Genomic DNA, 20,626 nt, shown 5'->3' with positions numbered 1-20,626 from the left:
GATGTCTCAACAACGGAAGACATGGGATTCGAACCCACGCACGCTTTTACACGCCTACCGCGTTTCCAACACGGCCTCTTAAGCCTCTTGAGTAATCTTCCATGAATAAAAAATATGGAGCCGGTGGGAGTCGAACCCACGTCCAAACACCTGCCAGCATATTTGTCTACAACCATAGGTTATGTCTTCTTTTAACAGCTACATGGCACATAACTCAAGCCCTGTACCTGCGAGTCTAACAATCTCTTATCTAACTCCTAGACCAAGCTAGATCGTATCTCGCTAAAATTAAGACCTGTCATCAAACACGAGCGATTCGAATCGGGTCACGCCTGCTGGTGTTTAGGCAGCTAAAGCGTAAGAATTATTATTTTTTGCAGTTATATTTAACTGGCGTTTTACATCCGCTAGATGAGTTGCAAAATATGCCTCATAATGCCTGTCGAATCCGTAACGACCCCAAAACGAATACAATTAGTATATCAAAATGTAGCCAAAAATGCAAAAGAAAAAAATTGAACAAGAAGGCTTCCACCGGGAAGCTCCTTGTTCAATTTACTGTTATTATTGAAGATTCAACTTGTACTTGCTGATATAGTGAATGGTGAAGTACATAGAAACAATCTTAATGACTTCATAAATGAGACCTGGAATGAAGTTTACTCCAAATTCATCAATATTTCCATAAACCAATGCATACACGACAGCATATGAATCTTTAAATGGATTGACTGCTGTACCAATGATACTTAAAACAAGACACAAGAGAAAACCAAACAAAATAGCCTTAAATCCACGACGATTTTGGAACAGTTGACCAAGTGCGATCGATACATAAAATAATAAAATTCCGGAAGCTGTGGTAAAAATCCACCAGATGATCATCCAATAAGCAATAGAATGACTAAAAGCCTCAGAAATAATACTAAATACAGGAGAGAGATCTTGTCCAATGACAGCGCCCATCACAATAATTGTGATAAAACCACTCAAAAATAGAAGGAATAGGCAGTAAAGACTCGCTACTAAAGCTCCCACAAATTTAGACAAAATGATCGCATGTGGGCTAGCTGGAAGGGTCCAAGTCAAGTAACCTTCACGTCCGTATAAGTTGGAATAGAAACGACGGATAATAATATAATAGTTGCTCAGATAAAGACCGATGACTCCTCCAAAAATGAGAATCCCAAGAGTCCCCGTAATCATTTGCATACTATTGGTTTCCATATTCACAAAACCGTTTGTAGCACTTCCACCGATAACACCTGTAATCACTGACAAACCTAGTGCGATCAAAGTAATCAACAGATACCATTTACTTGTTGACTTAAATTCGTATTTTAATAATTTACCAAACATGAGGTCCTCCTAATAAACACGGAATTGATCACGGAAGATTTCATCGATAGATTTTCCGTGTTGATTGCGCAAAACAGTCGTATTTTCATGCAAGAGAATTCTTCCTTGGTTGATGAAAATAGCCTCATCCAAAACTTGCTCAATATCCGCAATCAGGTGAGTAGAAATCAAGACAGAAGAGTTTGGACGTCTGTTTTGAATGATGGTACGCAAAATATAATCACGCGCCGCTGGATCAACCCCACCGATTGGCTCATCAAGAACATACAAGTCAGCTTCACGACTCATCACCAAAATCAATTGCACTTTTTCCTTATTCCCTTTTGAAAGGCTGTTCAATTTTTGATTTGGCTGCAAATGCAAATCGTTGAGCAATTGGTAAGCACGTTGGACATTAAAATCTGCATAAAAATCTTGGAAATAGCTAATAGCATCAATAATTTTCATATTTTCATTCAGATAAGTTGTATCTGGCAAATAGGAAACTACTTTTTTAGAAGCTGGGGAAGGTAATTGCCCATGAATATAGATATTTCCAAGGCTTGGTTGCAACAAACCATTGATTAATTTAATGATGGTTGTTTTCCCACTACCATTGGGACCCAAAAGACCAATAATACGGCCAGGTTGGATGTTCAAACTAACATCCATGAGAGCAACTTCATGCCCATAATTCTTTGTCACATGGTCCAAGTAGACCAAAGGATACTGATTCATGTAAATCTCCTTTATTTTCTATTTATGCTATTATACCTTGTCCCCTTGATGATTGCAACTTTATCTGAAAATTTGCTAATAATTTTGAAATGGTTGTTCAAAAAACAGGGGTAAACAAATCAGAGGTTAGGAAATCCCTAACCTCCGATTTGTTTTGATGCATAGAATGTTTAACTAATTCCAAGTGCGATCCGTGCATAACGGCTCATCTTTTCAACCGTCCAAGCAGGGTACCAGACCAACTTCACATCCACTGATGTCACTTCTTCTACTTCTGCTAAAACATCATGAATCTGATCTGTAAGAAGATCTGCTAATGGACATCCCATGGTCGTTAGGGTCATATCAATGATGGTTGCTCCAGTTTCACCGTCAAAATGGATCTCGTAGACAAGACCTAAATTGACAATGTCAATCCCAAGCTCAGGATCGATTACCTCTTCCAAAGCATTTAAGATTTTATTTTTAATTGCTTCAATTTGCTCAGTTGTATATGCCATATGACTTCCTTTTTTGCTATTTTACTCTCGATAGAATTACTTGGCGACCGTTAAAAAGGTCCACTGGACCTTCCTCGCTTCCGAATTTTTCGGCTCGGGTTAAAAAGATCCGCAGGATCTTTTTAATCCTCTATAAAGTCACGCAATGGTTTGCTTCTGCTTGGGTGGCGGAGTTTGCGAAGGGCTTTGGCTTCGATCTGACGGATCCGTTCACGGGTCACGTTGAAGACTTTCCCCACATCTTCCAAAGTCCGCATTTTTCCATCATCGAGACCAAAACGAAGACGCAAAACATTTTCTTCTCGATCTGTCAAAGTATCGAGGACTTCATCCAATTGTTCACGTAGTACCACACGAGTAGTGTAGTCTACTGGATTTTCAATCACTTCATCTTCGATAAAATCGCCCAAATGGCTATCGTCTTCTTCTCCGATTGGTGTTTCAAGAGAAACAGGCTCTTGAGCAATCTTCAAGATTTCACGGACCTTATCCGGCGTCATATCCATGCGCTCAGCGATTTGTTCTGGTGTTGGATCTTGTCCCAATTCTTGCAAGAGATTGCGTTGTTCACGAACCAACTTGTTGATGGTTTCCACCATGTGAACAGGGATCCGAATGGTACGGGCTTGGTCTGCAATGGCACGAGTGATGGCCTGACGAATCCACCAAGTCGCATAAGTAGAGAACTTGAACCCTTTGGTATAGTCAAACTTATCAACGGCCTTCATTAAGCCCATATTTCCTTCTTGGATCAAATCCAAAAATTGCATTCCACGACCAACGTAACGTTTCGCAATGGATACAACCAAACGAAGGTTGGCCTCTGCTAGACGTTGCTTAGCTTCCAAGTCACCTTGTTCCACCAAGATAGCCAATTCTTGTTCTTCTTCATTGGTCAAGAGAGGAACAACCCCAATTTCTTTCAAGTACATCCGTACGGGGTCATTAACCTTAGCAGAGTTGCTTCCAAGTAATTCCTCATCTGACAACTCTGGCTCTTCTTCATTGTTCAACACACGCGCACTTGGGTTGCCGTCTTTATCAGTGATCGAAATCCCTGCATCTTGAATGCGTTGCAAAAGATCTTCAATCCCATCTGCATCTAGCGTGAATGGAATAACCAATTGGTCATTAATTTCATCATCTGTTGCAGTTCCGCTTTTCTTGTGGCTGCGAATAAATTCTGCAATTTGAACGTCCAATGTTGTAATATCTTTTTGTTCTTTAGCCATTCCTACTCCATTCTTCTTTTTTGAGCGATTAAACGCTCGAGTTCCAATAAAGCTTTTTCCGCATCCCCTATTGAGGAAGCTTCCTTCACTTTATTTCCAATTTGTTGACTTTCTTTGCGAAGAAGCTCACGATTCCGTGTCGCTTCTACTTCTTCTAACTCACCATCTGCTATCTCTTCTGGTAAATCTTCTTCTAACATGCGGTACCAGGCGTGCTGGACCCCTTCAGGCTGCTCGGATAAATCCTGAGAGGTGACTTCTCCATTTTGACAGAGCAATTGATACAAGATCTGTAACTCCGGCGTGTCGAAGGCAAAATCAGGTCGCAAACGGTAATCATTGAGGACCATTGGAAAATCCTTCATCCTACTTAACAAATGATTTTCCGCCTTGATCAAGCGCGTCATCCCACGATTCGGCAAGAGCTCCACTGAAAAAGTCGACGTTTTTGATCGTCCACCTTCTTGCGCTTCTTGCCGTTGATGCAAACGACTATTATTGACAATCTGCTCAATCTGTAAGTAATCAAAGTCCGGCAATAAATCGGCTAACTTATAAATATACGTGTTTTGCGCTGTAATGGAGCGCGTCTGGGCGATCATCGGTGCCAACTTTTCGACAAATTCAATTTGTGCTTGCAGGTTCTCAATATACTGGGGTTTCCAGTAGTGCATCAAGAATTCAACCTTACTGATCCGAGAATTCTTCAAGAGGGTAGCTAGATCTTCTGGGGACGTCTTTTTGAGGTATTCATCAGGGTCCATCTGATCAGGGATACGGACGATCTCCAACTCCAGATCCTGCAAGACATCCAAGGCCTTAGCTGTTGCTTCAAGTCCTGCCTTATCCCCATCATAGGTCAGGATGACCTTTTTGGTAAAATAAGACAGGTGCTGAACATGCTCTGGTGTCAATGCTGTCCCCATAGAGGCGACTGCATTTTCTATCCCAGCTCGATAAGCCGCAATGACATCCATAAAGCCTTCCATGATATACATTTCATGTTGCTTTTTAGCGCTCGTCTTGGCTTGATCCAAATGATAGAGTTCATAACTTTTATTAAATAGACGGGTACTACGACTATTCTTGTACTTGGCTTGATGACTGCCATCCTCCGTCATTTTCCACAGCCTACCAGAAAAGGCAATGACCCGTCCACTATCATCCGTTAAGGGAAACATGATCCGATCCTGAAAGGCATCAAAAACCGTTCCAGCATCTGAGATTGTAAACAAACCCGAATCGGTAATCACTTTCTCGGAGAATTTCTCAGAGAGATTTCGATAGAGATAATTTCCTTCTGCTGGTGATAAGCCCAATTGAAAATGTCGGATCACCTCATCTGTCAGTCCGCGTTCATGCAGATAGTGTCGCGCTTCTTCCCCCATCTTTGTCGTCATCAGAATCGCCTGATAGAATTTACTAGCTTCCTGATGAATCTCATAAAGTTCTTGGTTTGGATTGGCAGACGCTGGTTGGGCAGGTCTTGCCTGGTACTGAAGCGCAATACCAGCCTTATCTGCTACGATCTGGACCGCATCCATAAAGGCGACTCCACGGTAGTCCTCAATAAATTTAAAGACATCTCCAGAGCGACCACATCCGAAACAATGGTAAAACTGCTTATCTTCAACGACATTAAAGGAAGGAGTCTTTTCACCATGAAAAGGACAAAGGCCTAAAAAATTACGGCCAGCCTTGGTCAAAGAAACAACTTCTCCAATGACTTCAACAATGTTTACACTGTTTTTAATTTCTGCAATGAGCTCTTTATCAACCATAAACAGTGCCTCCATTTTACCATAGATTATCACTTTATATTTTATACTAAAAGTTAGTAAAAGTAAATTTTTTCCTACTGATTTCACACATAAAAGAAAAGATTTTCAACCTTTATCACTAATTTAAAAAAATTTAGGCATATTTCTTGTCAGCCAGTTTATTTTCCGTTATACTATCATAGTAAAAAATTATTATGAAAGGACATATATAGGTTATGTTAAAAGAATTGAAAGCTTTCCTCCTTCGTGGAAACGTTGTTGACCTTGCTGTTGCAGTGATTATCGGGGCTGCATTTGGAGCTATCGTTACATCATTTGTAAACGACATCATCACTCCACTTATTTTGAACCCAGCTTTGAAAGCTGCTGGTGTTGAAAAGATTGCTGAATTGACTTGGAACGGTGTCGCATACGGTAGCTTCTTGAGCGCTGTAATCAACTTCCTTGTTATCGGTACTGTTCTTTTCTTCGTGGTGAAAGCTGCTGAGAAAGCTCAAAACCTTGGTAAAAAAGAAGAAGCTGCTGAAGAAGAAGCTGCTGCTCCTACTCAAGAAGAGTTGCTTGCTGAAATCCGCGACTTGCTTGCAAACAAATAATTAGATAAAAAGATCCGATCTTCTAGCTGGAAGGTCGGTTTTTTTGTCTTCAATGGATGAGAAAAAACAAAAAACAGACCGAAGTCTGTTTCTGTATTCAATTAGAATTTTTTACGTTTACGAGCTGCTTCTGATTTACGTTTACGTTTTACAGAAGGTTTTTCATAGAATTCACGTTTGCGTGTTTCTTGAAGAGTACCAGCTTTAGTAACCGCGCGTTTGAAACGACGAAGAGCATCGTCAAGAGATTCATTCTTACGTACTACTGTTTTTGACATGTTTTTCACTCCCTTCAAGCCTAAAATCTTAATCATTTTATCACACTTTAAAGGCGCTGTCAAGATCTTTTAACAGTTTTCTATTCTTTCCCTCCACTGTTCTTTTTCAATGATCACTTTTTCAATTCACTTTTTTTATGATACAATGGAAACAAAGAAAACCATGAAGGAGATACCATGTCAGAAATTTATGATATTACCATTGTTGGGGGCGGACCGGTTGGTCTGTTTGCTGCTTTTTATGGCAATATGCGCCAAGCAAAAGTCAAACTGATTGATTCCTTACCTCAACTTGGAGGGCAACCAGCCATTCTCTATCCAGAAAAAAGTATCCTAGATGTACCTGGCTTCACCAATTTAACTGGTGAAGAATTAAGCAATCGCTTGATCGAGCAAGTCAAGCGATTCGATACACCGATCTTCCTCAATGAAACCGTAGAGAATATTCAAAAAGAAGGTGATGTCTTCACCATCACTACTTCACGCCAAGTGCATCAGTCTAAAGCCGTCATCATTGCCATGGGGGGAGGAGCTTTTAAACCCCGTTCCCTTGACATCGACGAAGCCGAAGACTTTGATAACGTCCACTATCATGTTTCAAATATCCAACAATATGAAGGACAGCAGGTGACCGTCCTTGGTGGTGGGGACTCTGCTGTGGACTGGGCTCTTGCTTTTGAAAAGATTGCTCCAACTACAATCGTTCACCGTCGGGACAACTTCCGCGCCCTAGAACACAGTGTAGAAGAACTCAAACAATCTTCTGTCAACATCAAAACACCATTTGTTCCTAGTCGCTTGATTGGCAAAAATGGTCATGCCACTCATCTTGAAATCACAAAAGTTAAATCCGATGAAACCGAACTCCTCCCGATTGATCACTTATTTGTCAACTATGGCTTTAAATCTTCTATCGGAAACTTGAAAGAATGGGGTGTAGAATTGCAACACCATAAAATCAAGGTGAATCAGAAACAAGAAACCAGCCTTCCTGGAATTTATGCTTGTGGAGACTGCTGCTTCTATGAAGGAAAGATCGATCTCATCGCTACAGGTCTGGGGGAAGCCCCGACAGCTGTAAACAATGCCATCAACTACATCTATCCAGATAAGAAAGTCCAACCAACGCACTCAACTAGTTTATAATAAAATAAGTTAATTGATTCTGAAAAGAAGTAAAAATGAGTCCCTATTTTTAGAACAAGTCAAGAAAATAAAAAAACTTTCCGCTGTGAGAAAAGTGACTGAAACAATACGTTTCAGTCACTCGGGAGTTTTGAGACATTAGGCTCAAAACTAAGTCATGGAACTTCTATGAAGTTCGCTGACGTCCGTACTCACCTAAGGAAAGTTTTTAAAAAGACTTTATCCTCATTATGAAAGGCCTTTGGCCTTTTTTATTTGTCTAAATCGTCTGCGATCTTATTGATCTTACGCAAGCGGTGATTGACACCGCTTTTTGAAATAGGTTGTTGCAAACTATCTGCGATCTGCTGGATGGAATAATCTGGATGATTCATCCGGATATAGGCAACTTCTTGCAGGTCGCTTGGTAAACTCCCTAGACCGACCGTATCCACAATTTTGCTGATATTATTTATGGTTTTCATACTGGCTGTGACTGTGCGCTGGATATTGGCCATTTCGGCATTATTGGCCCGATTGAGGTCATTGCGCGTCTCTCTCATGACCTTGATGGACTCAAATTCCTGCATGGCTTGCATGGCCTCTACCACAATTAGAAAATCAATAATATCTTCCGCTCTTTGCAAATAGGTTACGACACCCTTTTTACGCTCGATGGTTTTTGCATCTAGTAAAAATCCTTGCATAAGAAGGGCAATTCCTTCCGCGTGGTCTGTATAAACAGAATGAATTTCCAGCTGGTACTTCCCTTTTTCAGGATCTTTAATCGAACCGCTCGACAGAAAAGCACCCCGAAGATAAGCACGACTAGCTGCTTCATCTTCTAAAACACTAGCATCAATGCCTGTCTCAATCCCAAAGAAGGCATCTGCCAAATGCAAGTCAGCCAAAATCTCTTCCACCTTCTCATCCAAGAATACTGTGTAGACACGATTTTTTTTTAAGTTAGTTTTTTGGTGGTGGCGAATATCTGATTTTGCCTCATAGAAATGATGCAACAATTCATAGATATGACGAGCGATCTTGGCATTTTCTGTCGTTACCGAGAGCGTCAAGCCCCCCATTGAAATCCCAAGACTTCCAGACATCTTGATAATGGCAGCCAATTCACTTTTTTCAAATCGCTTGAGAGACAATAATTCTTCTTTGACACGAACCGTAAAACTCATTTTCTCACCTGCACAATCCGCATCAGCTCTTCGACTACTTTTTCACCATCATGAAAGGCTCCTCCATTGACCAGCTTCAAGAAATCCGAAGAAATCACTTGGGGAACTTGCGAGTGGAGGCCCTTAAAATCGTGCTCTACCTGCACCAAGTATTCATCAAATTTATTGCTGTTCATATAAGCTGCAGGAACCTGATTAATATTGACAAGGACAGTATCGATGAACTTTTCTCCCAAGTGTTTATGGAGCACAGAAACGTGGTCACTATCTGTAAAATGCTCGGTTTCTCCTCTTTGGGTCATAATGTTGCAAACATAGGATATCTGAGCTTTGGTTTCAAGGATGGCTGATCCAATCTCGTCAATCATCAAATTAGGAAGAATCGAGGTAAAGAGAGAGCCTGGACCCAAGACGACCATATCACTTTCAAGAATAGCTTCCACCACTTTTTTACTAGCCTTAGGGCGCTCTTGATCAAAGGTATTGGTCACATAGACATGATCAATCATGCCGGTGTAGTTGGCAATGTGGCTTTCTCCTACCACTTCTTTTCCATCTTGAAAGACGGCATGAAGGGTCAAGGGACTATCACTGGAAGGATAGATCTTGCCGGTCGTATGAAAGAACTTGGTTAACAACTGCATGGCATTATAGGTCGAGCCTTGCATCTCTGAAATCCCTGCAATGATCAAGTTTCCCAAAGGGTGTCCGGCCAAAGGGCCATCATCGTCTGCAAAGCGGTATTGAAAGACCTTTTCATAAAAACGAGGCATATCTGACATGGCAACCAGCACATTTCGAAGATCCCCAGGTGGTGTCAATTTTTGGATGTTCTTCCGCAATTCACCTGAACTCCCGCCATCATCGGCAACGGTTACAATAGCAGTGATATCGACTGGTTTCTTTCTCAGACTATCGAGAATAACAGAAATCCCTGTTCCTCCTCCAATAACAGTTACTTTAGGTTTTCTCATGAGCGATTCACCGTTTCTTTCCGTCTGTCCTTGTCTCTATGACTGCAATTGACCTGCCAATGACTTTCTAAATCATGCGCTAAGCGCTCTGCAAAGGCTACCGAACGGTGTTGTCCACCGGTACAGCCCATAGCGATGGTGAGAACGGATTTACCCTCGCGTTTATAAGACGGTAAAATAGGAACAATCAAGTCATGGAGATGACGGTAAAAGTCTTCTGATTCAGGGTGGTCCATCACATAATCATAGACAGCTGGATCTTGACCAGTTAAATTCCTCAACTCCAATTTATAGTAAGGATTTGGAAGAAAACGCACGTCAAACACGAGGTCAGCGTCGATCGGAAGGCCATATTTAAAGCCAAATGACATGACCTCAACCCGAAAATCTGGCTGATTGTCTTGATTGGCAAATTGTTCTGCTATGGTTTTTCTTAAATTACGAGGCGTCAACTCAGTGGTATCCACTACATTTTGACTAATATTTTTTAATGGAGACAGGAGTTCTCTCTCTAAGGTAATCCCATCTAAAACACGACCATCTGCTGCTAGTGGGTGGCTACGACGAGTTTCTTTGTATCGTGCTACCAACTCACTGTCAGTAGCATCTAAGAACAAGACCTTAAAATCTAGATCTTCTTGGTTATCCAATTCACCCAAGACGGTACGAATTTCATTGAAAAATGAACGGCTCCTCATATCTACCACGATCGCCAATTTACTGTTATCTGGGCTGTGGCGCATGAGCTCAATAAATTTCAGCAAGAGCGCCGGTGGCATATTGTCGATGGTAAAGTAACCCAAATCCTCAAACGATTGGATGGCGACGGTCTTACCAGCACCGCTCATCCCTGTTACCATGACCAGTTGAATCTTACTTTCTGTCATTTTTTCCTCCCATAAATAAAACAGAGTGGCCTACAGTTTCCTGCTCTCCACTCTGTCTTTTTGTCTTTGAATGGTTATTAGGCCTTGATTTCCGCAATAACTTCAATTTCTACCTTCACATCACGTGGCAGGCGTGCTACTTCAACAGCAGAACGAGCTGGAAACTCTGTAGTAAAGACTGTTTTATAGACCTCATTAAAAGGTACAAAGTCATTCATATCACTTAAGAAACAAGTGGTTTTCACCACATGGTCAAAGTCTGTCCCAGCCTCTTCCAAAATAGCCCCAATATTCTTTAAGACTTGCTCTGTTTGTTCTTGGATGGTTTCGCCAATGATTTCGCCTGTTTCAGGTGACAAGGGAACTTGTCCACTTGCAAAGAGAAGATTCCCTACGATTTTCCCTTGAACATAAGGTCCGATTGCTGCGGGTGCTTTATCAGTATGAATTGTTTTTGCCATAGTGTTCTCCAAGTCTATTTACTTCTGCTGGTTTTCTTTTGCTAATTTTTCCCTTTGTAAGCGCAATTTGCGCTTAGGATTTAGTGTATTAAAGAGTTCTTCTAGTTTTTCAGCATTCCAAACATCGGCTGCTGAAACAAAATTTCCATTTTCATCTCGAAAAGATATTGGTTTATCTCCCACTGAAAAAGCCTCACTTCTTATTTGGAATCCTTGATCCACAAGGATCACACTTAATCTACAAATTCAAATTCAAATTTACCGATCCGAACGATATCGCCATCTTTTGCTCCACGCGCACGAAGAGCTTCATCAACCCCCATGCCACGCAATTGACGAGCAAATTTCATGACCGCTTCATCACGATCGAAATTGGTCATATTGAAAAGCTTTTCAAGTTTTTCACCAGACAAGACCCAAGCGGCATCGTCATCCCGACTGATGTCAAAGGCTGGCTGGTCTTCATCAAAGCCGTAGTATACTTCTTCTTGTGCCATTTCATCTTCTGAATACAAGAGGAATTCTGGCGTTTTGTCTAACAATTCTGCTGTTGCTTCTAACAAATTGTCCAAACCTTGATGCGCCAAACTAGAGATTGGGAAGATCTGTGGCAATTCATCAAACTCATCGTAATTGGCTGCCAATTTCTTCTTGAATTCTTTCAAGTTTTCTTGGCTCTCTGGCATATCCATCTTATTTGCCACGATAATTTGAGGACGTTCCATCAAACGAAGATTATAGGTTTCAAGCTCTTTATTAATTTGAACATAATCTTCATAAGGGTCGCGTCCCTCACTGGCTGACATATCAATAACATGCAAGATAACCCGGGTGCGCTCGATGTGGCGAAGGAACTGGGTTCCTAGTCCAACACCTTGGCTAGCTCCTTCAATCAATCCAGGAAGGTCTGCGACTGCAAAGGATTCACCTGATGGCGTCCGAACCATGCCCAAATTTGGAACGATGGTTGTGAAATGATAAGCTCCAATCTTTGGTTTAGCTGAAGTGATGACACTAAGAAGGGTTGATTTCCCAACAGAAGGGAAGCCAACCAAACCAACGTCTGCCAAGACCTTGAGTTCTAATTCGAGTTCGCGTTCCTGACCAGGTTCCCCATTCTCAGAAATCTCTGGAGCTGGATTCTTTGGAGTAGCAAAACGAATGTTTCCACGGCCACCACGGCCACCGTGTGCGACAATGTACTCTTGGCCATTTTCAACTAGGTCAGTGATGACCTTGCCAGTCTCAGCATCTCGGACGGTCGTTCCTTGAGGAACTCGTACATAGAGATCTTCTGCCCCACGTCCGTGCATCCCTTTGGTCATTCCTTTTTCCCCATTTTGGGCTTTGAAATGCCGGTTATAACGGAAGTCCATTAGAGTACGCAAGCCTTCGTCTACTAGGAAGATGACATTGCCACCACGTCCTCCATCACCCCCCCAAGGTCCGCCATTGGGGACATATTTTTCACGACGAAAGGCCACCATGCCATCGCCGCCATTTCCAGCCTTGACCTTTATCTTGGCTGTATCTAAAAACATACTCATAAATAGATGATTTCCTTTATTCCTGCTTGCATCTTAATAAGAAAGAGCACCAATTGCAGTTGCAAAGATTGCACCAACGGTGACAATCAACATAATTACAATCACGACCATCGTAATCATTTCAAATGGTGTTTTTTTACGTTTTCCATTATCTCCAAAAGCCACTTCTAAATACCTCGATTACATTAAATTCATTAGTAGCCCTATTTTACCACGAATGAGAGGATTTTTCAAATCGAGCCTACACAAAAAGACCAGACATGAGTCTGATCTCTTTGTGCCAAGAGGTGTACCTTTCCATGAACAGAAGGTATTAAAGCTCGTACACTGGACTAATAGGTATGGTCCATCTATAAACCCGACTTTTGAACACAAAAACTCACACCTAGACACATTCATTTTTAGAGTCCAATTTCTGCTTGGACAACTGCAGCAATGGTATCCACATAGTAGTCCACTTCTTCATTGGTTGGTGCTTCTGCCATCACTCGAAGGAGGGGTTCAGTTCCACTTGGACGTACCAAAATACGTCCATTTCCCGCCATTTCTGCTTCCATTTTTTCAATGATTTCACGGATAGCGGGTACTTCCATTGCCTTGTCTTTCATGCTATTTTCAACCCGGATATTGACCAGTTTTTGCGGATAAATGGTCACTTCTGCAGCCAATTCAGATAATTTCTTGCCGGTTTCTTGCATGATTTTTGTCAATTGTACACCTGTTAATTGGCCATCACCAGTTGTGTTGTAATCCATGATGACTACGTGACCAGATTGCTCACCACCAAGGTTGTAACCAGACTTGCGCATTTCTTCGACGACATAGCGGTCTCCAACAGCTGTAATTTCTTTTTGAATTCCTTTCGCATCCAATGCCTTATGGAATCCGAGATTGGACATGACGGTCGTGACGATCGTATTTTTCTCGAGCAAGCCCTTGCTTGAAAGATACGAACCGATGATGTACATGATCTTATCGCCGTCTACGATCTCTCCATTTTCATCCACTGCAATTAAGCGATCGCTGTCTCCGTCAAAGGCAAGACCAATCGCTGCGCCAACTTCTTTTACTTTCTCTTGCAAATGTTCTGGGTGAGTAGAGCCAACCCCATCATTGATGTTCAAACCATCTGGGTTTTCACCGATGACGGTCAATTGAGCTCCCAAATCTGCAAAGATTTGACGGGCACTTGTTGAGGCTGCACCATTTGCTGTATCTAAGACTACGTGTATACCCTCGAGTTGGACCCCTGTCGATACAAGGAATTCTTGATACTTACGCAAGCCTTCTGGATATTCCATAACCGTTCCTAAACCTTGCGCACTTGGACGTGGAAGGGTATCTTCAGCGGCATCAAGCAAGGCTTCAATTTCAAGTTCGCGATCGTCATCCAATTTGAAGCCATCACCACCAAAGAATTTGATGCCATTGTCCAAGGCTGGATTGTGGCTAGCAGAAATCATAACCCCGGCGCTGGCTTTTCCCGTACGAACCAAATAAGCGACACCTGGCGTTGCAATTACACCCAATTTATAGACACGAATCCCAACTGATAAGAGTCCAGCAATCAAGGCATGCTCCAACATTTCACCAGATATACGCGTATCACGCCCAACGAATACCAAGGGCGTTTCTTCCTCATGTTGGCTCAATACATAGCCACCAAAACGACCTAATTTAAAGGCCAACTCTGGCGTTAATTCTACATTTGCTTCTCCACGGACACCGTCCGTTCCAAAATATTTACCCATTCTTTATTACCTTTTTTTACTTTCTAATTATTTGAACTGGAGGAGGTCGACGACGAGCTGCTTGAGCTTGACGTAGACGAGCTAGTCTTTGTGGTCACTTGAATCCGTGTTTCACTCGGATTTACCAGACCTGGTAGACCCTCTCCTTGAGCATCTACCGGATTTAATGAAAGAGTTCCACTATAATTTCCACTGATGATCTCACTGGATGGGAAGACAGCTTCGACATGATCAATGCGACTCAAGGTTTCTTGATCGCTGGTCACTTCTACCTTGGTGGTTTCAAGAGAAATATCCGTTACTGTTATCCCATCCACAATTTGATTGTCCGGGATCGTAGCCCTGACAGCAAATGATTTTTTCGCTTTCTTCCCGATTTTTACTGAAACTTTCTGAGGCTCTACAGTTGCTGTCAAACCGGCCGGAAGATCTTCTACAATCAACGGTACTTCGACGGTACCTTCCTTGGCCTTACGAAGATCCGCTACCACGCGAAATTTTCGCGTTCCCGGTTGCATTTCGCTTGCTAGAGCGACCCGGTTTGAACCCTTTAGAAAGACCGTTACCTCTGATGTTAACCCACTGACAAAGTATGTCTTGTCATTGTACTTGGCATCAATTGGAATATTGGTCAAGGTATTGGTGTAGGTCTCTGAACTCACTTGTCTTGCGCTACTATTATTTTGAAAATTAAAGGAAGACGCATTGATAAACAAGATAAAGGACAATAAGACGGAAGAGAAAACATAAAGAAATTCTTTTTTAGATCTCATTTTGTGACCCTCCCAAATAGACGCTCTTTCCAACTAGTCGTTTTATTCTCTTCAGGAACCAAGAAGGCTCTCAATTCTGCCTCAAACTCTTTTAAGGTTAAATCGTGAAGGAAGGTTCCATTATAAGTCACAGAGATCCCACCCGTTTCTTCTGATACCACAAAGGTAAAGGCATCCGAAACTTCAGATAAACCAATGGCTGCGCGGTGACGTGTTCCAAACTCTTTTGAAATTCCAGTGTTTTCGGTCAAGGGCAGGTAGGCACAAGAAACAGCTATTTTATCATTGCGGACAATGACGGCACCATCGTGTAAAGGAGTATTAGGAATGAAGATATTAATCAGCAATTCTCCTGAAATTTCTGCATCTAGAGGAATCCCTGTGGAAATATATTCCTGAAGGGTTCTGGCTCCTTGAATGGCTACCAAGGCACCAATCTTACGTGGGCTCATATAAGCTACTGCCTTGACATAGGCCTGCACCATCTTCTCTTCCTGACTGACTTCACTCGTCGTAAAGAATTCTGTCGCTCGACCCAGACGTTCTAAACCAATCCGAATCTCAGGGGAGAAAATCACAACCAGGGCGATAACCCCATAGGTAATCACTTGATTGATCAGCCATGAAATAGTCGTGAGACCTAAGAAATTGGCTAAAAACTGCACCAAGAAAAAGATAATAACTCCACGAACCAAAATCATGATCTTGGTCCCGACGATAGCCTTGATCAAAAAATACAACAACCAAGCCACCAGGGCAATATCGATGATATTGATAACAACACTCCACCAATTCGGGAACAAACTGGTCCAAAATTGTGGATTTGTAAACTGTTGAATATTCATATTCTCATACCTACCACTTCTCTAAAAGACATCATCCTATTATAACACGTTTCAACAGATTTTTCTGTAACCTTCTGATGCTTTTTATGATAAAATATGATTTATGAAGATAAATACAACCTTGGGCCTTCTGGCAGGAAAGCTTTCCGGCTCTATTCTAGAAAAAATGGGGCGGGGATCAACCCTACCAGGTAAAGTAGCCCTCAAATTTGATAAAGATATTCTAAGTCAACTGGCAAAAAACTATGAGATTGTTGTGATTACAGGGACAAATGGAAAAACCCTGACCACTGCGCTAACCGTAGGTATTCTCCAAGAAGCTTTCGGACCGATTTTAACCAATCCAAGTGGGGCCAATATGATCTCTGGGATTACAACGACCTTCTTACGGGCCAACAATTCGAAATCAAATCGACCGATCGCGGTACTTGAAATTGACGAGGCCAGCCTCTCTCGGATTTGTGATTATATCCAGCCGAGCCTTTTTGTGGTCACCAATATTTTCCGGGATCAGATGGACCGCTATGGAGAGATCTATACGACCTACCAAATGATTTTGGATGCCATTCACAAGGTCCCAACTGCGACAGTTCTGCTAAATGGAGATAGTCCGCTCTTTAATAGTCAAACCTTATCCAATCCGATCCAATATTACGGATTTGATACAGACAAATCAGAGCCAAAACTAGCTCATTACAATACGGAAGGAATCCTGTGCCCACATTGCCACAACATCCTCAAGTACAAGCTCAATACCTATGCTAACCTGGGAGATTATATTTGTGAGCACTGTGGGTTCCACCGGCCACCTCTGACCTATGCCGTATCGGACCTCCTTTCTTTAACTCATCGATCTTCCAACTTCCGGATCCAAGGGCAAGATTACCACATCAATATCGGTGGTCTTTACAACATTTACAATGCCTTAGCAGCTGTCTCTGTTGCTGGATTCTTTGGAATACAACCTGAAGTGATTAAGCAAGGATTTGATCGTAGTCGCGCTGTCTTTGGTCGCCAGGAAACCTTTAAGATTGGGGATAAGGAATGTACCTTGGTCCTGATTAAAAATCCGGTTGGTGCGACCCAAGCCATTGAAATGATCAAACTAGCCCCTTATTCCTTTAGCTTGTCGGTTCTCCTCAATGCGAATTATGCAGACGGAATCGATACGAGCTGGATTTGGGATGCTGACTTCGAGCAAATCACCCAGATGGACATCCCAGAGATCAATGCTGGCGGAGTGCGCCACTCAGAGATTGCTCGGCGACTTCGGGTCACTGGCTATCCCGCAGAAAAGATCACAGAAATGGCTGAATTAAAAGAAGTCTTCCAACGCATCCAGCAACAGGAAACCCCTCATGCTTACATTTTAGCTACCTATACAGCCATGCTAGAATTCCGTGAACTCTTAGCCCAAGAACACCTGATTGAAAAGGAGATGCACTAATGACTTATACTTCCCTAGAATCTTCTGATCAGGCACAGTATCTCTACAGCCTGCGCATTGCCCATCTCTATGGCAACTTAATGAATACTTATGGGGACAATGGGAATATCCTCATGCTCAAGTACGTTGCGGAAAAGCTTGGAGCCCATGTCACTGTTGATATCGTCTCTCTCAAAGATCGGTTCGCCCCTGATGCCTATGATATCGCCTTTTTCGGCGGAGGACAAGACTACGAACAGACTATTGTATCTGAGGACCTACCAGATAAAAAAGAAGATCTCGAACGCTTTATTCAGGATGATGGCGTGGTACTTGCTATCTGTGGTGGCTTTCAGCTTCTAGGCCAATACTACATTGAAGCTTCTGGCAAACGCATTGAAGGACTCGGCATTATGGGCCACTATACGCTCAACCAAGTCAACAACCGCTATATCGGCGATATCAAAATCCATAACGAAGAATTTAACGAAACCTATTATGGTTTTGAGAACCACCAAGGTCGGACCTTCTTGGCTGAGGATGAAAAACCGCTGGGCAAGGTCGTCTACGGAAATGGGAACAACAAAGAAGATGGGGGCGAAGGGGTTCATTACAAGAACGTCTTTGGGAGCTACTTCCACGGTCCTATCTTATCCCGAAATGCCAATTTGGCCTATCGCCTAGTGAGCACTGCTTTAAAAAATAAATATGGTAAGGACCTTTCCCTACCGGCTTATGAGGATATTCTAAGCCTAGAGCAGCCGGAGGAATACGCTGATGTGAAGAGCAAGGCGCCTACTGAACAATAAGGAGATAATGATGAACAAAAATAATCTACACTACATTGCTTTATTACTTTTAATTTTATTGATTGCTGGTATTTCCCTTGCAAACATGCAAACGGTCACCGTGAATTTCCTCTTGGTTCAATTTAAATTGCCCTTGATCATTCTGATCTTGCTCTGTGTCCTCTTGGGTGCATTTGTCATGACCTTGGTTAATTTTTCAAAGGGCTTCTCCCTAAAAAAAGAGCTCAAGAGCACTCAAAAGCAACTGGAAGAAGAAAAGAAAGAAGTTAAAGCAGAAGAAAAAGATAACAACTAAAAAAACACCGAATGAACTACATCCCAAAAGTTAGACAGATAAAATCTGACTTTTGGGGTGTTTTTTATATAGATAGAATTCCAGAATCTTCTCAACAGTTTTTTAACCCTAGATTGTAAAGAATCCTCATAATAACGATACAGGCCTTATATATCTAATGTTTAATTGACATGATTCCATCCTAACTAGTTAGATTTTCAAATGCTTTATGTGAGGTATATTCCAAATCATAACTATTAGACACACTAATATAGCCTGTTTGCTTTATTAGCCTGAAACGGTTTTCTACATTGTCACTTATCATCAGAATCAATGATTCCTTTCTCATTTTTCTAAACCATAATATTAGATGAGAAAAAGACTTGAAGCACCACCACGTACTCCAAGTCCTTCTTCAAGATGCTTTGTATTTAATTGAATCCAATTTCCTTAACGATAATTCATCTTCCATCCATCTTCAACAACAATTGGTGCAAGACTTCTCAAATAGTCGATGAAAGGATAATAGGCCTCCATATTACTTTTGTTTATTTCAAAAACATAAGGCCTGCGACTTGAATAAAAGATAATCTTCATCTTGTAGCGATAAAAACTTTTTCTATGGACTCTAAAAAGTTTGATTTCTTCAATGTCATCTACTGGTAGTATTTCAAAATCCATGCCGTAAAACACGAGGATGCCCTGGTGCACAAGGAGTTCTAGTTTTTTGTCACTGTAGTCCGCATCTTTCACCAATTTCTCTGGTTGATTCGCATAACTTGGAAACAATGTATTAAAGAGTTTAAACTGTCTACGTAAATAGAAAATCCTTCTGATTGTATTGATGAAGAAAAAGACAGCAACAAGTCCCACCAATACAGGTCCCACGAGAAAATGAGCTCCCCCTCTGTCGTCCATCAAATCAAGAAGATGCGTCGTATCGACATTAGCCCCTCCTTTTGAAAGGTCGCTTTGATTAAATCTCTCTTGAATGATATCCTTAAATTCTTTGCTAATAATGACGATATCTGAGCTTTTCTTTCTCCTGCGAATTTCAGGAAGCACCTGTACATGAAGATAAAAGTCAGAAGATTCCAAAGGATTTTCTTGAGGAGCGAGTACGTCTTTCATCTCAAGTAGTTTATTTATACTTCCTTTAATGACGACCTTCATCGCTGTGACACCATATTCATGTTTGACTAAATAATAAGTATTATTCTTTCTTTCAATCGGGTTAGGATCAATATCCAACACTTTAATCGCTAATACATCATCACTATTCTCTGCCTTATAGACATAACCTTGCTGATACAATTTTTCCGGGTTCGTATTCATATGAATAGCTGGCTGTACATCAAAATAGCAAACAACCGATAAAACAACAACGACACACCAGTCAAATAGTGTCCTAACAAATATCTTTTTGTTCATCTTACTCTCCGTTGATTACCCTAGGAGTCTAAAATCCACTTTCAATCCTAAGTTATATTCTTCATTTAAATATTCCACAAGATCCTTGAGACGTAATAAATGTCTTCTAAAGAGAATCGAGTCGTATTTCTTATTTTCATATTCAAAACGCAAATGAATCTTCATGCCGCCTTTTCGTCTGTTCTCTACCTCAGGAATCACTTTAACACTTAGATAGAATCCACTTGATTCTAATGGGTTTTCTTGATTAGGAACTCTAGCTTTCATTTGCAGCAATGAATAGACAGTATGATAAGTTGCTTTCATGGCCGTAACGCCATATTCATGCTTAATTAAAAAATATTGGGCCTCATCTGCTTTAACTGGAATTAGGTCTATGTCCAATACCTTCACAGCCAAAACATCCTCACTATCTTTCGACTTATAAACTAAGCCTTGCTGATACAATTTTTGAGGAGGCTCAAGGGAATGTAGACCTGGTATTGCCTGGAAGTAGCTATAAACTAGCAACCCTATCACTAATAACCAAACTCCTAATGATCTTATAAATACATTTTTATTCATTTACGTTTTCCTTCTTATTTGACGAATAACTAACAAAACCAGTCCAGATGAAAGTGATCAACGGCCAAACTGTCAAAAACGAATTAAAAGGCATGATTCTCAAAAC

Annotated in this window: 23 protein-coding genes, 1 tRNA gene and 1 other RNA gene; 5 read left to right on the top strand and 20 right to left on the bottom strand. The window is 41.4% G+C overall.

The features are described 5' to 3' along the window. Positions 1-13: 13 nt before the first annotated feature. The 7 genes from AB4X21_RS04460 to dnaG form a co-directional block, all read right to left on the bottom strand. A tRNA-Ser gene (locus tag AB4X21_RS04460) sits at positions 14-101 on the bottom strand. An 11-nt stretch (positions 102-112) separates the two neighbouring features. After that, positions 113-461: a transfer-messenger RNA gene (gene ssrA / locus AB4X21_RS04455) on the bottom strand. Positions 462-564: 103 nt separating this feature from the next. Further along, positions 565-1,359 carry a hypothetical protein gene (locus tag AB4X21_RS04450; protein ID WP_003003331.1) on the bottom strand — a complete coding sequence of 265 codons (795 nt, stop codon included), beginning with the start codon at positions 1,357-1,359 and terminating at the stop codon, positions 565-567. A 9-nt stretch (positions 1,360-1,368) separates the two neighbouring features. Continuing rightward, the gene (locus tag AB4X21_RS04445) at positions 1,369-2,076 is read right to left on the bottom strand and encodes an ABC transporter ATP-binding protein (protein WP_003003284.1); all 708 of its coding nucleotides are present in this window, start codon (positions 2,074-2,076) and stop codon (positions 1,369-1,371) included. A gap of 170 nt (positions 2,077-2,246) precedes the next feature. Further along, on the bottom strand, positions 2,247-2,576 hold the full coding sequence (locus AB4X21_RS04440; RefSeq protein ID WP_003003687.1) for a metal-sulfur cluster assembly factor: 330 nt from the start codon (positions 2,574-2,576) through the stop codon (positions 2,247-2,249). Positions 2,577-2,698: 122 nt separating this feature from the next. Beyond that, the gene (rpoD, locus tag AB4X21_RS04435) at positions 2,699-3,808 is read right to left on the bottom strand and encodes an RNA polymerase sigma factor RpoD (RefSeq protein ID WP_003003251.1); all 1,110 of its coding nucleotides are present in this window, start codon (positions 3,806-3,808) and stop codon (positions 2,699-2,701) included. A 2-nt stretch (positions 3,809-3,810) separates the two neighbouring features. Further along, positions 3,811-5,589, bottom strand: coding sequence for a DNA primase (gene dnaG / locus AB4X21_RS04430; protein WP_003003622.1), 1,779 nt, complete (start codon positions 5,587-5,589; stop codon positions 3,811-3,813). 215 nt (positions 5,590-5,804) lie between these two features. On the opposite strand from dnaG, the gene mscL reads away from it, so the two are divergent. Beyond that, positions 5,805-6,185: a large conductance mechanosensitive channel protein MscL gene (mscL, locus tag AB4X21_RS04425; protein ID WP_320910817.1), complete on the top strand. Its 381-nt coding sequence runs from the start codon at positions 5,805-5,807 to the stop codon at positions 6,183-6,185. 101 nt (positions 6,186-6,286) lie between these two features. Here the strand turns inward: mscL and rpsU are convergent, their stop codons facing one another. Next, positions 6,287-6,463, bottom strand: a complete 177-nt coding sequence (gene rpsU, locus AB4X21_RS04420) for a 30S ribosomal protein S21 (RefSeq protein ID WP_000048054.1) — start codon at positions 6,461-6,463, stop codon at positions 6,287-6,289. Positions 6,464-6,640: 177 nt separating this feature from the next. Here rpsU and AB4X21_RS04415 point away from each other — a divergent pair, with 177 nt between their 5' ends. After that, positions 6,641-7,609 (top strand): NAD(P)/FAD-dependent oxidoreductase, encoded by a 969-nt coding sequence (locus AB4X21_RS04415; RefSeq protein ID WP_369088260.1) that lies wholly within the window; start codon positions 6,641-6,643, stop codon positions 7,607-7,609. Positions 7,610-7,860: 251 nt separating this feature from the next. Here AB4X21_RS04415 and whiA read toward each other — a convergent pair whose 3' ends face one another. The 10 genes from whiA to cdaA all read right to left on the bottom strand — a co-directional run bounded on the left by whiA (position 7,861) and on the right by cdaA (position 16,016). Beyond that, on the bottom strand, positions 7,861-8,778 hold the full coding sequence (gene whiA / locus AB4X21_RS04410; RefSeq protein ID WP_049474808.1) for a DNA-binding protein WhiA: 918 nt from the start codon (positions 8,776-8,778) through the stop codon (positions 7,861-7,863). Beyond that, a complete protein-coding gene (locus AB4X21_RS04405) occupies positions 8,775-9,752 on the bottom strand; it encodes a YvcK family protein (RefSeq protein WP_003011861.1) in 978 nt (325 codons plus the stop codon). Before AB4X21_RS04405 ends, whiA begins: the two co-directional genes overlap by 4 nt. After that, on the bottom strand, positions 9,749-10,639 hold the full coding sequence (gene rapZ, locus AB4X21_RS04400; RefSeq protein WP_369088259.1) for an RNase adapter RapZ: 891 nt from the start codon (positions 10,637-10,639) through the stop codon (positions 9,749-9,751). Before rapZ ends, AB4X21_RS04405 begins: the two co-directional genes overlap by 4 nt. 77 nt (positions 10,640-10,716) lie before the next feature. Next, positions 10,717-11,100: a RidA family protein gene (locus tag AB4X21_RS04395; RefSeq protein WP_003006514.1), complete on the bottom strand. Its 384-nt coding sequence runs from the start codon at positions 11,098-11,100 to the stop codon at positions 10,717-10,719. An 18-nt stretch (positions 11,101-11,118) separates the two neighbouring features. Next, positions 11,119-11,322 carry a hypothetical protein gene (locus AB4X21_RS04390; RefSeq protein ID WP_061455439.1) on the bottom strand — a complete coding sequence of 68 codons (204 nt, stop codon included), beginning with the start codon at positions 11,320-11,322 and terminating at the stop codon, positions 11,119-11,121. Between the two features lie 11 nt (positions 11,323-11,333). Continuing rightward, positions 11,334-12,647 (bottom strand): GTPase ObgE, encoded by a 1,314-nt coding sequence (obgE, locus tag AB4X21_RS04385; protein ID WP_003011788.1) that lies wholly within the window; start codon positions 12,645-12,647, stop codon positions 11,334-11,336. Between the two features lie 33 nt (positions 12,648-12,680). After that, entirely contained in the window at positions 12,681-12,812 is a 132-nt protein-coding gene (locus AB4X21_RS04380) for a DUF4044 domain-containing protein (RefSeq protein WP_003011566.1), read from the bottom strand. 236 nt (positions 12,813-13,048) lie between these two features. After that, a complete protein-coding gene (gene glmM, locus AB4X21_RS04375) occupies positions 13,049-14,398 on the bottom strand; it encodes a phosphoglucosamine mutase (protein ID WP_369088258.1) in 1,350 nt (449 codons plus the stop codon). Between the two features lie 23 nt (positions 14,399-14,421). Next, the gene (locus tag AB4X21_RS04370) at positions 14,422-15,171 is read right to left on the bottom strand and encodes a YbbR-like domain-containing protein (RefSeq protein WP_369088257.1); all 750 of its coding nucleotides are present in this window, start codon (positions 15,169-15,171) and stop codon (positions 14,422-14,424) included. Continuing rightward, positions 15,168-16,016, bottom strand: a complete 849-nt coding sequence (cdaA, locus tag AB4X21_RS04365; protein WP_003012269.1) for a diadenylate cyclase CdaA — start codon at positions 16,014-16,016, stop codon at positions 15,168-15,170. Before cdaA ends, AB4X21_RS04370 begins: the two co-directional genes overlap by 4 nt. 103 nt (positions 16,017-16,119) lie before the next feature. On the opposite strand from cdaA, the gene murT reads away from it, so the two are divergent. Genes murT through AB4X21_RS04350 form a run of 3 tightly spaced genes read left to right on the top strand, consistent with a single transcriptional unit; the run spans position 16,120 to position 18,546 of the window. Next, a complete protein-coding gene (gene murT, locus AB4X21_RS04360) occupies positions 16,120-17,463 on the top strand; it encodes a lipid II isoglutaminyl synthase subunit MurT (protein WP_369088256.1) in 1,344 nt (447 codons plus the stop codon). Further along, positions 17,463-18,251 carry a lipid II isoglutaminyl synthase subunit GatD gene (gene gatD / locus AB4X21_RS04355; RefSeq protein ID WP_369088255.1) on the top strand — a complete coding sequence of 263 codons (789 nt, stop codon included), beginning with the start codon at positions 17,463-17,465 and terminating at the stop codon, positions 18,249-18,251. Before murT ends, gatD begins: the two co-directional genes overlap by 1 nt. Positions 18,252-18,261: 10 nt before the next feature. Further along, the gene (locus AB4X21_RS04350; protein WP_004219809.1) at positions 18,262-18,546 is read left to right on the top strand and encodes a LapA family protein; all 285 of its coding nucleotides are present in this window, start codon (positions 18,262-18,264) and stop codon (positions 18,544-18,546) included. 429 nt (positions 18,547-18,975) lie between these two features. Here AB4X21_RS04350 and AB4X21_RS04345 read toward each other — a convergent pair whose 3' ends face one another. Next, a complete protein-coding gene (locus AB4X21_RS04345; RefSeq protein WP_369088254.1) occupies positions 18,976-19,956 on the bottom strand; it encodes a hypothetical protein in 981 nt (326 codons plus the stop codon). A 15-nt stretch (positions 19,957-19,971) separates the two neighbouring features. After that, complete coding sequence (locus AB4X21_RS04340; RefSeq protein ID WP_369088253.1) at positions 19,972-20,520, bottom strand: hypothetical protein; 549 nt, start codon at positions 20,518-20,520, stop codon at positions 19,972-19,974. Between the last annotated feature and the right edge of the window lie 106 nt (positions 20,521-20,626).

This window comes from Streptococcus sp. CP1998, from assembly GCF_041026655.1.
GTDB lineage: Bacteria > Bacillota > Bacilli > Lactobacillales > Streptococcaceae > Streptococcus > Streptococcus dentalis.
The sequence above is the reverse complement of the archived record's forward strand: the minus strand, read 5'-3'. Positions and strand labels throughout refer to the sequence as shown.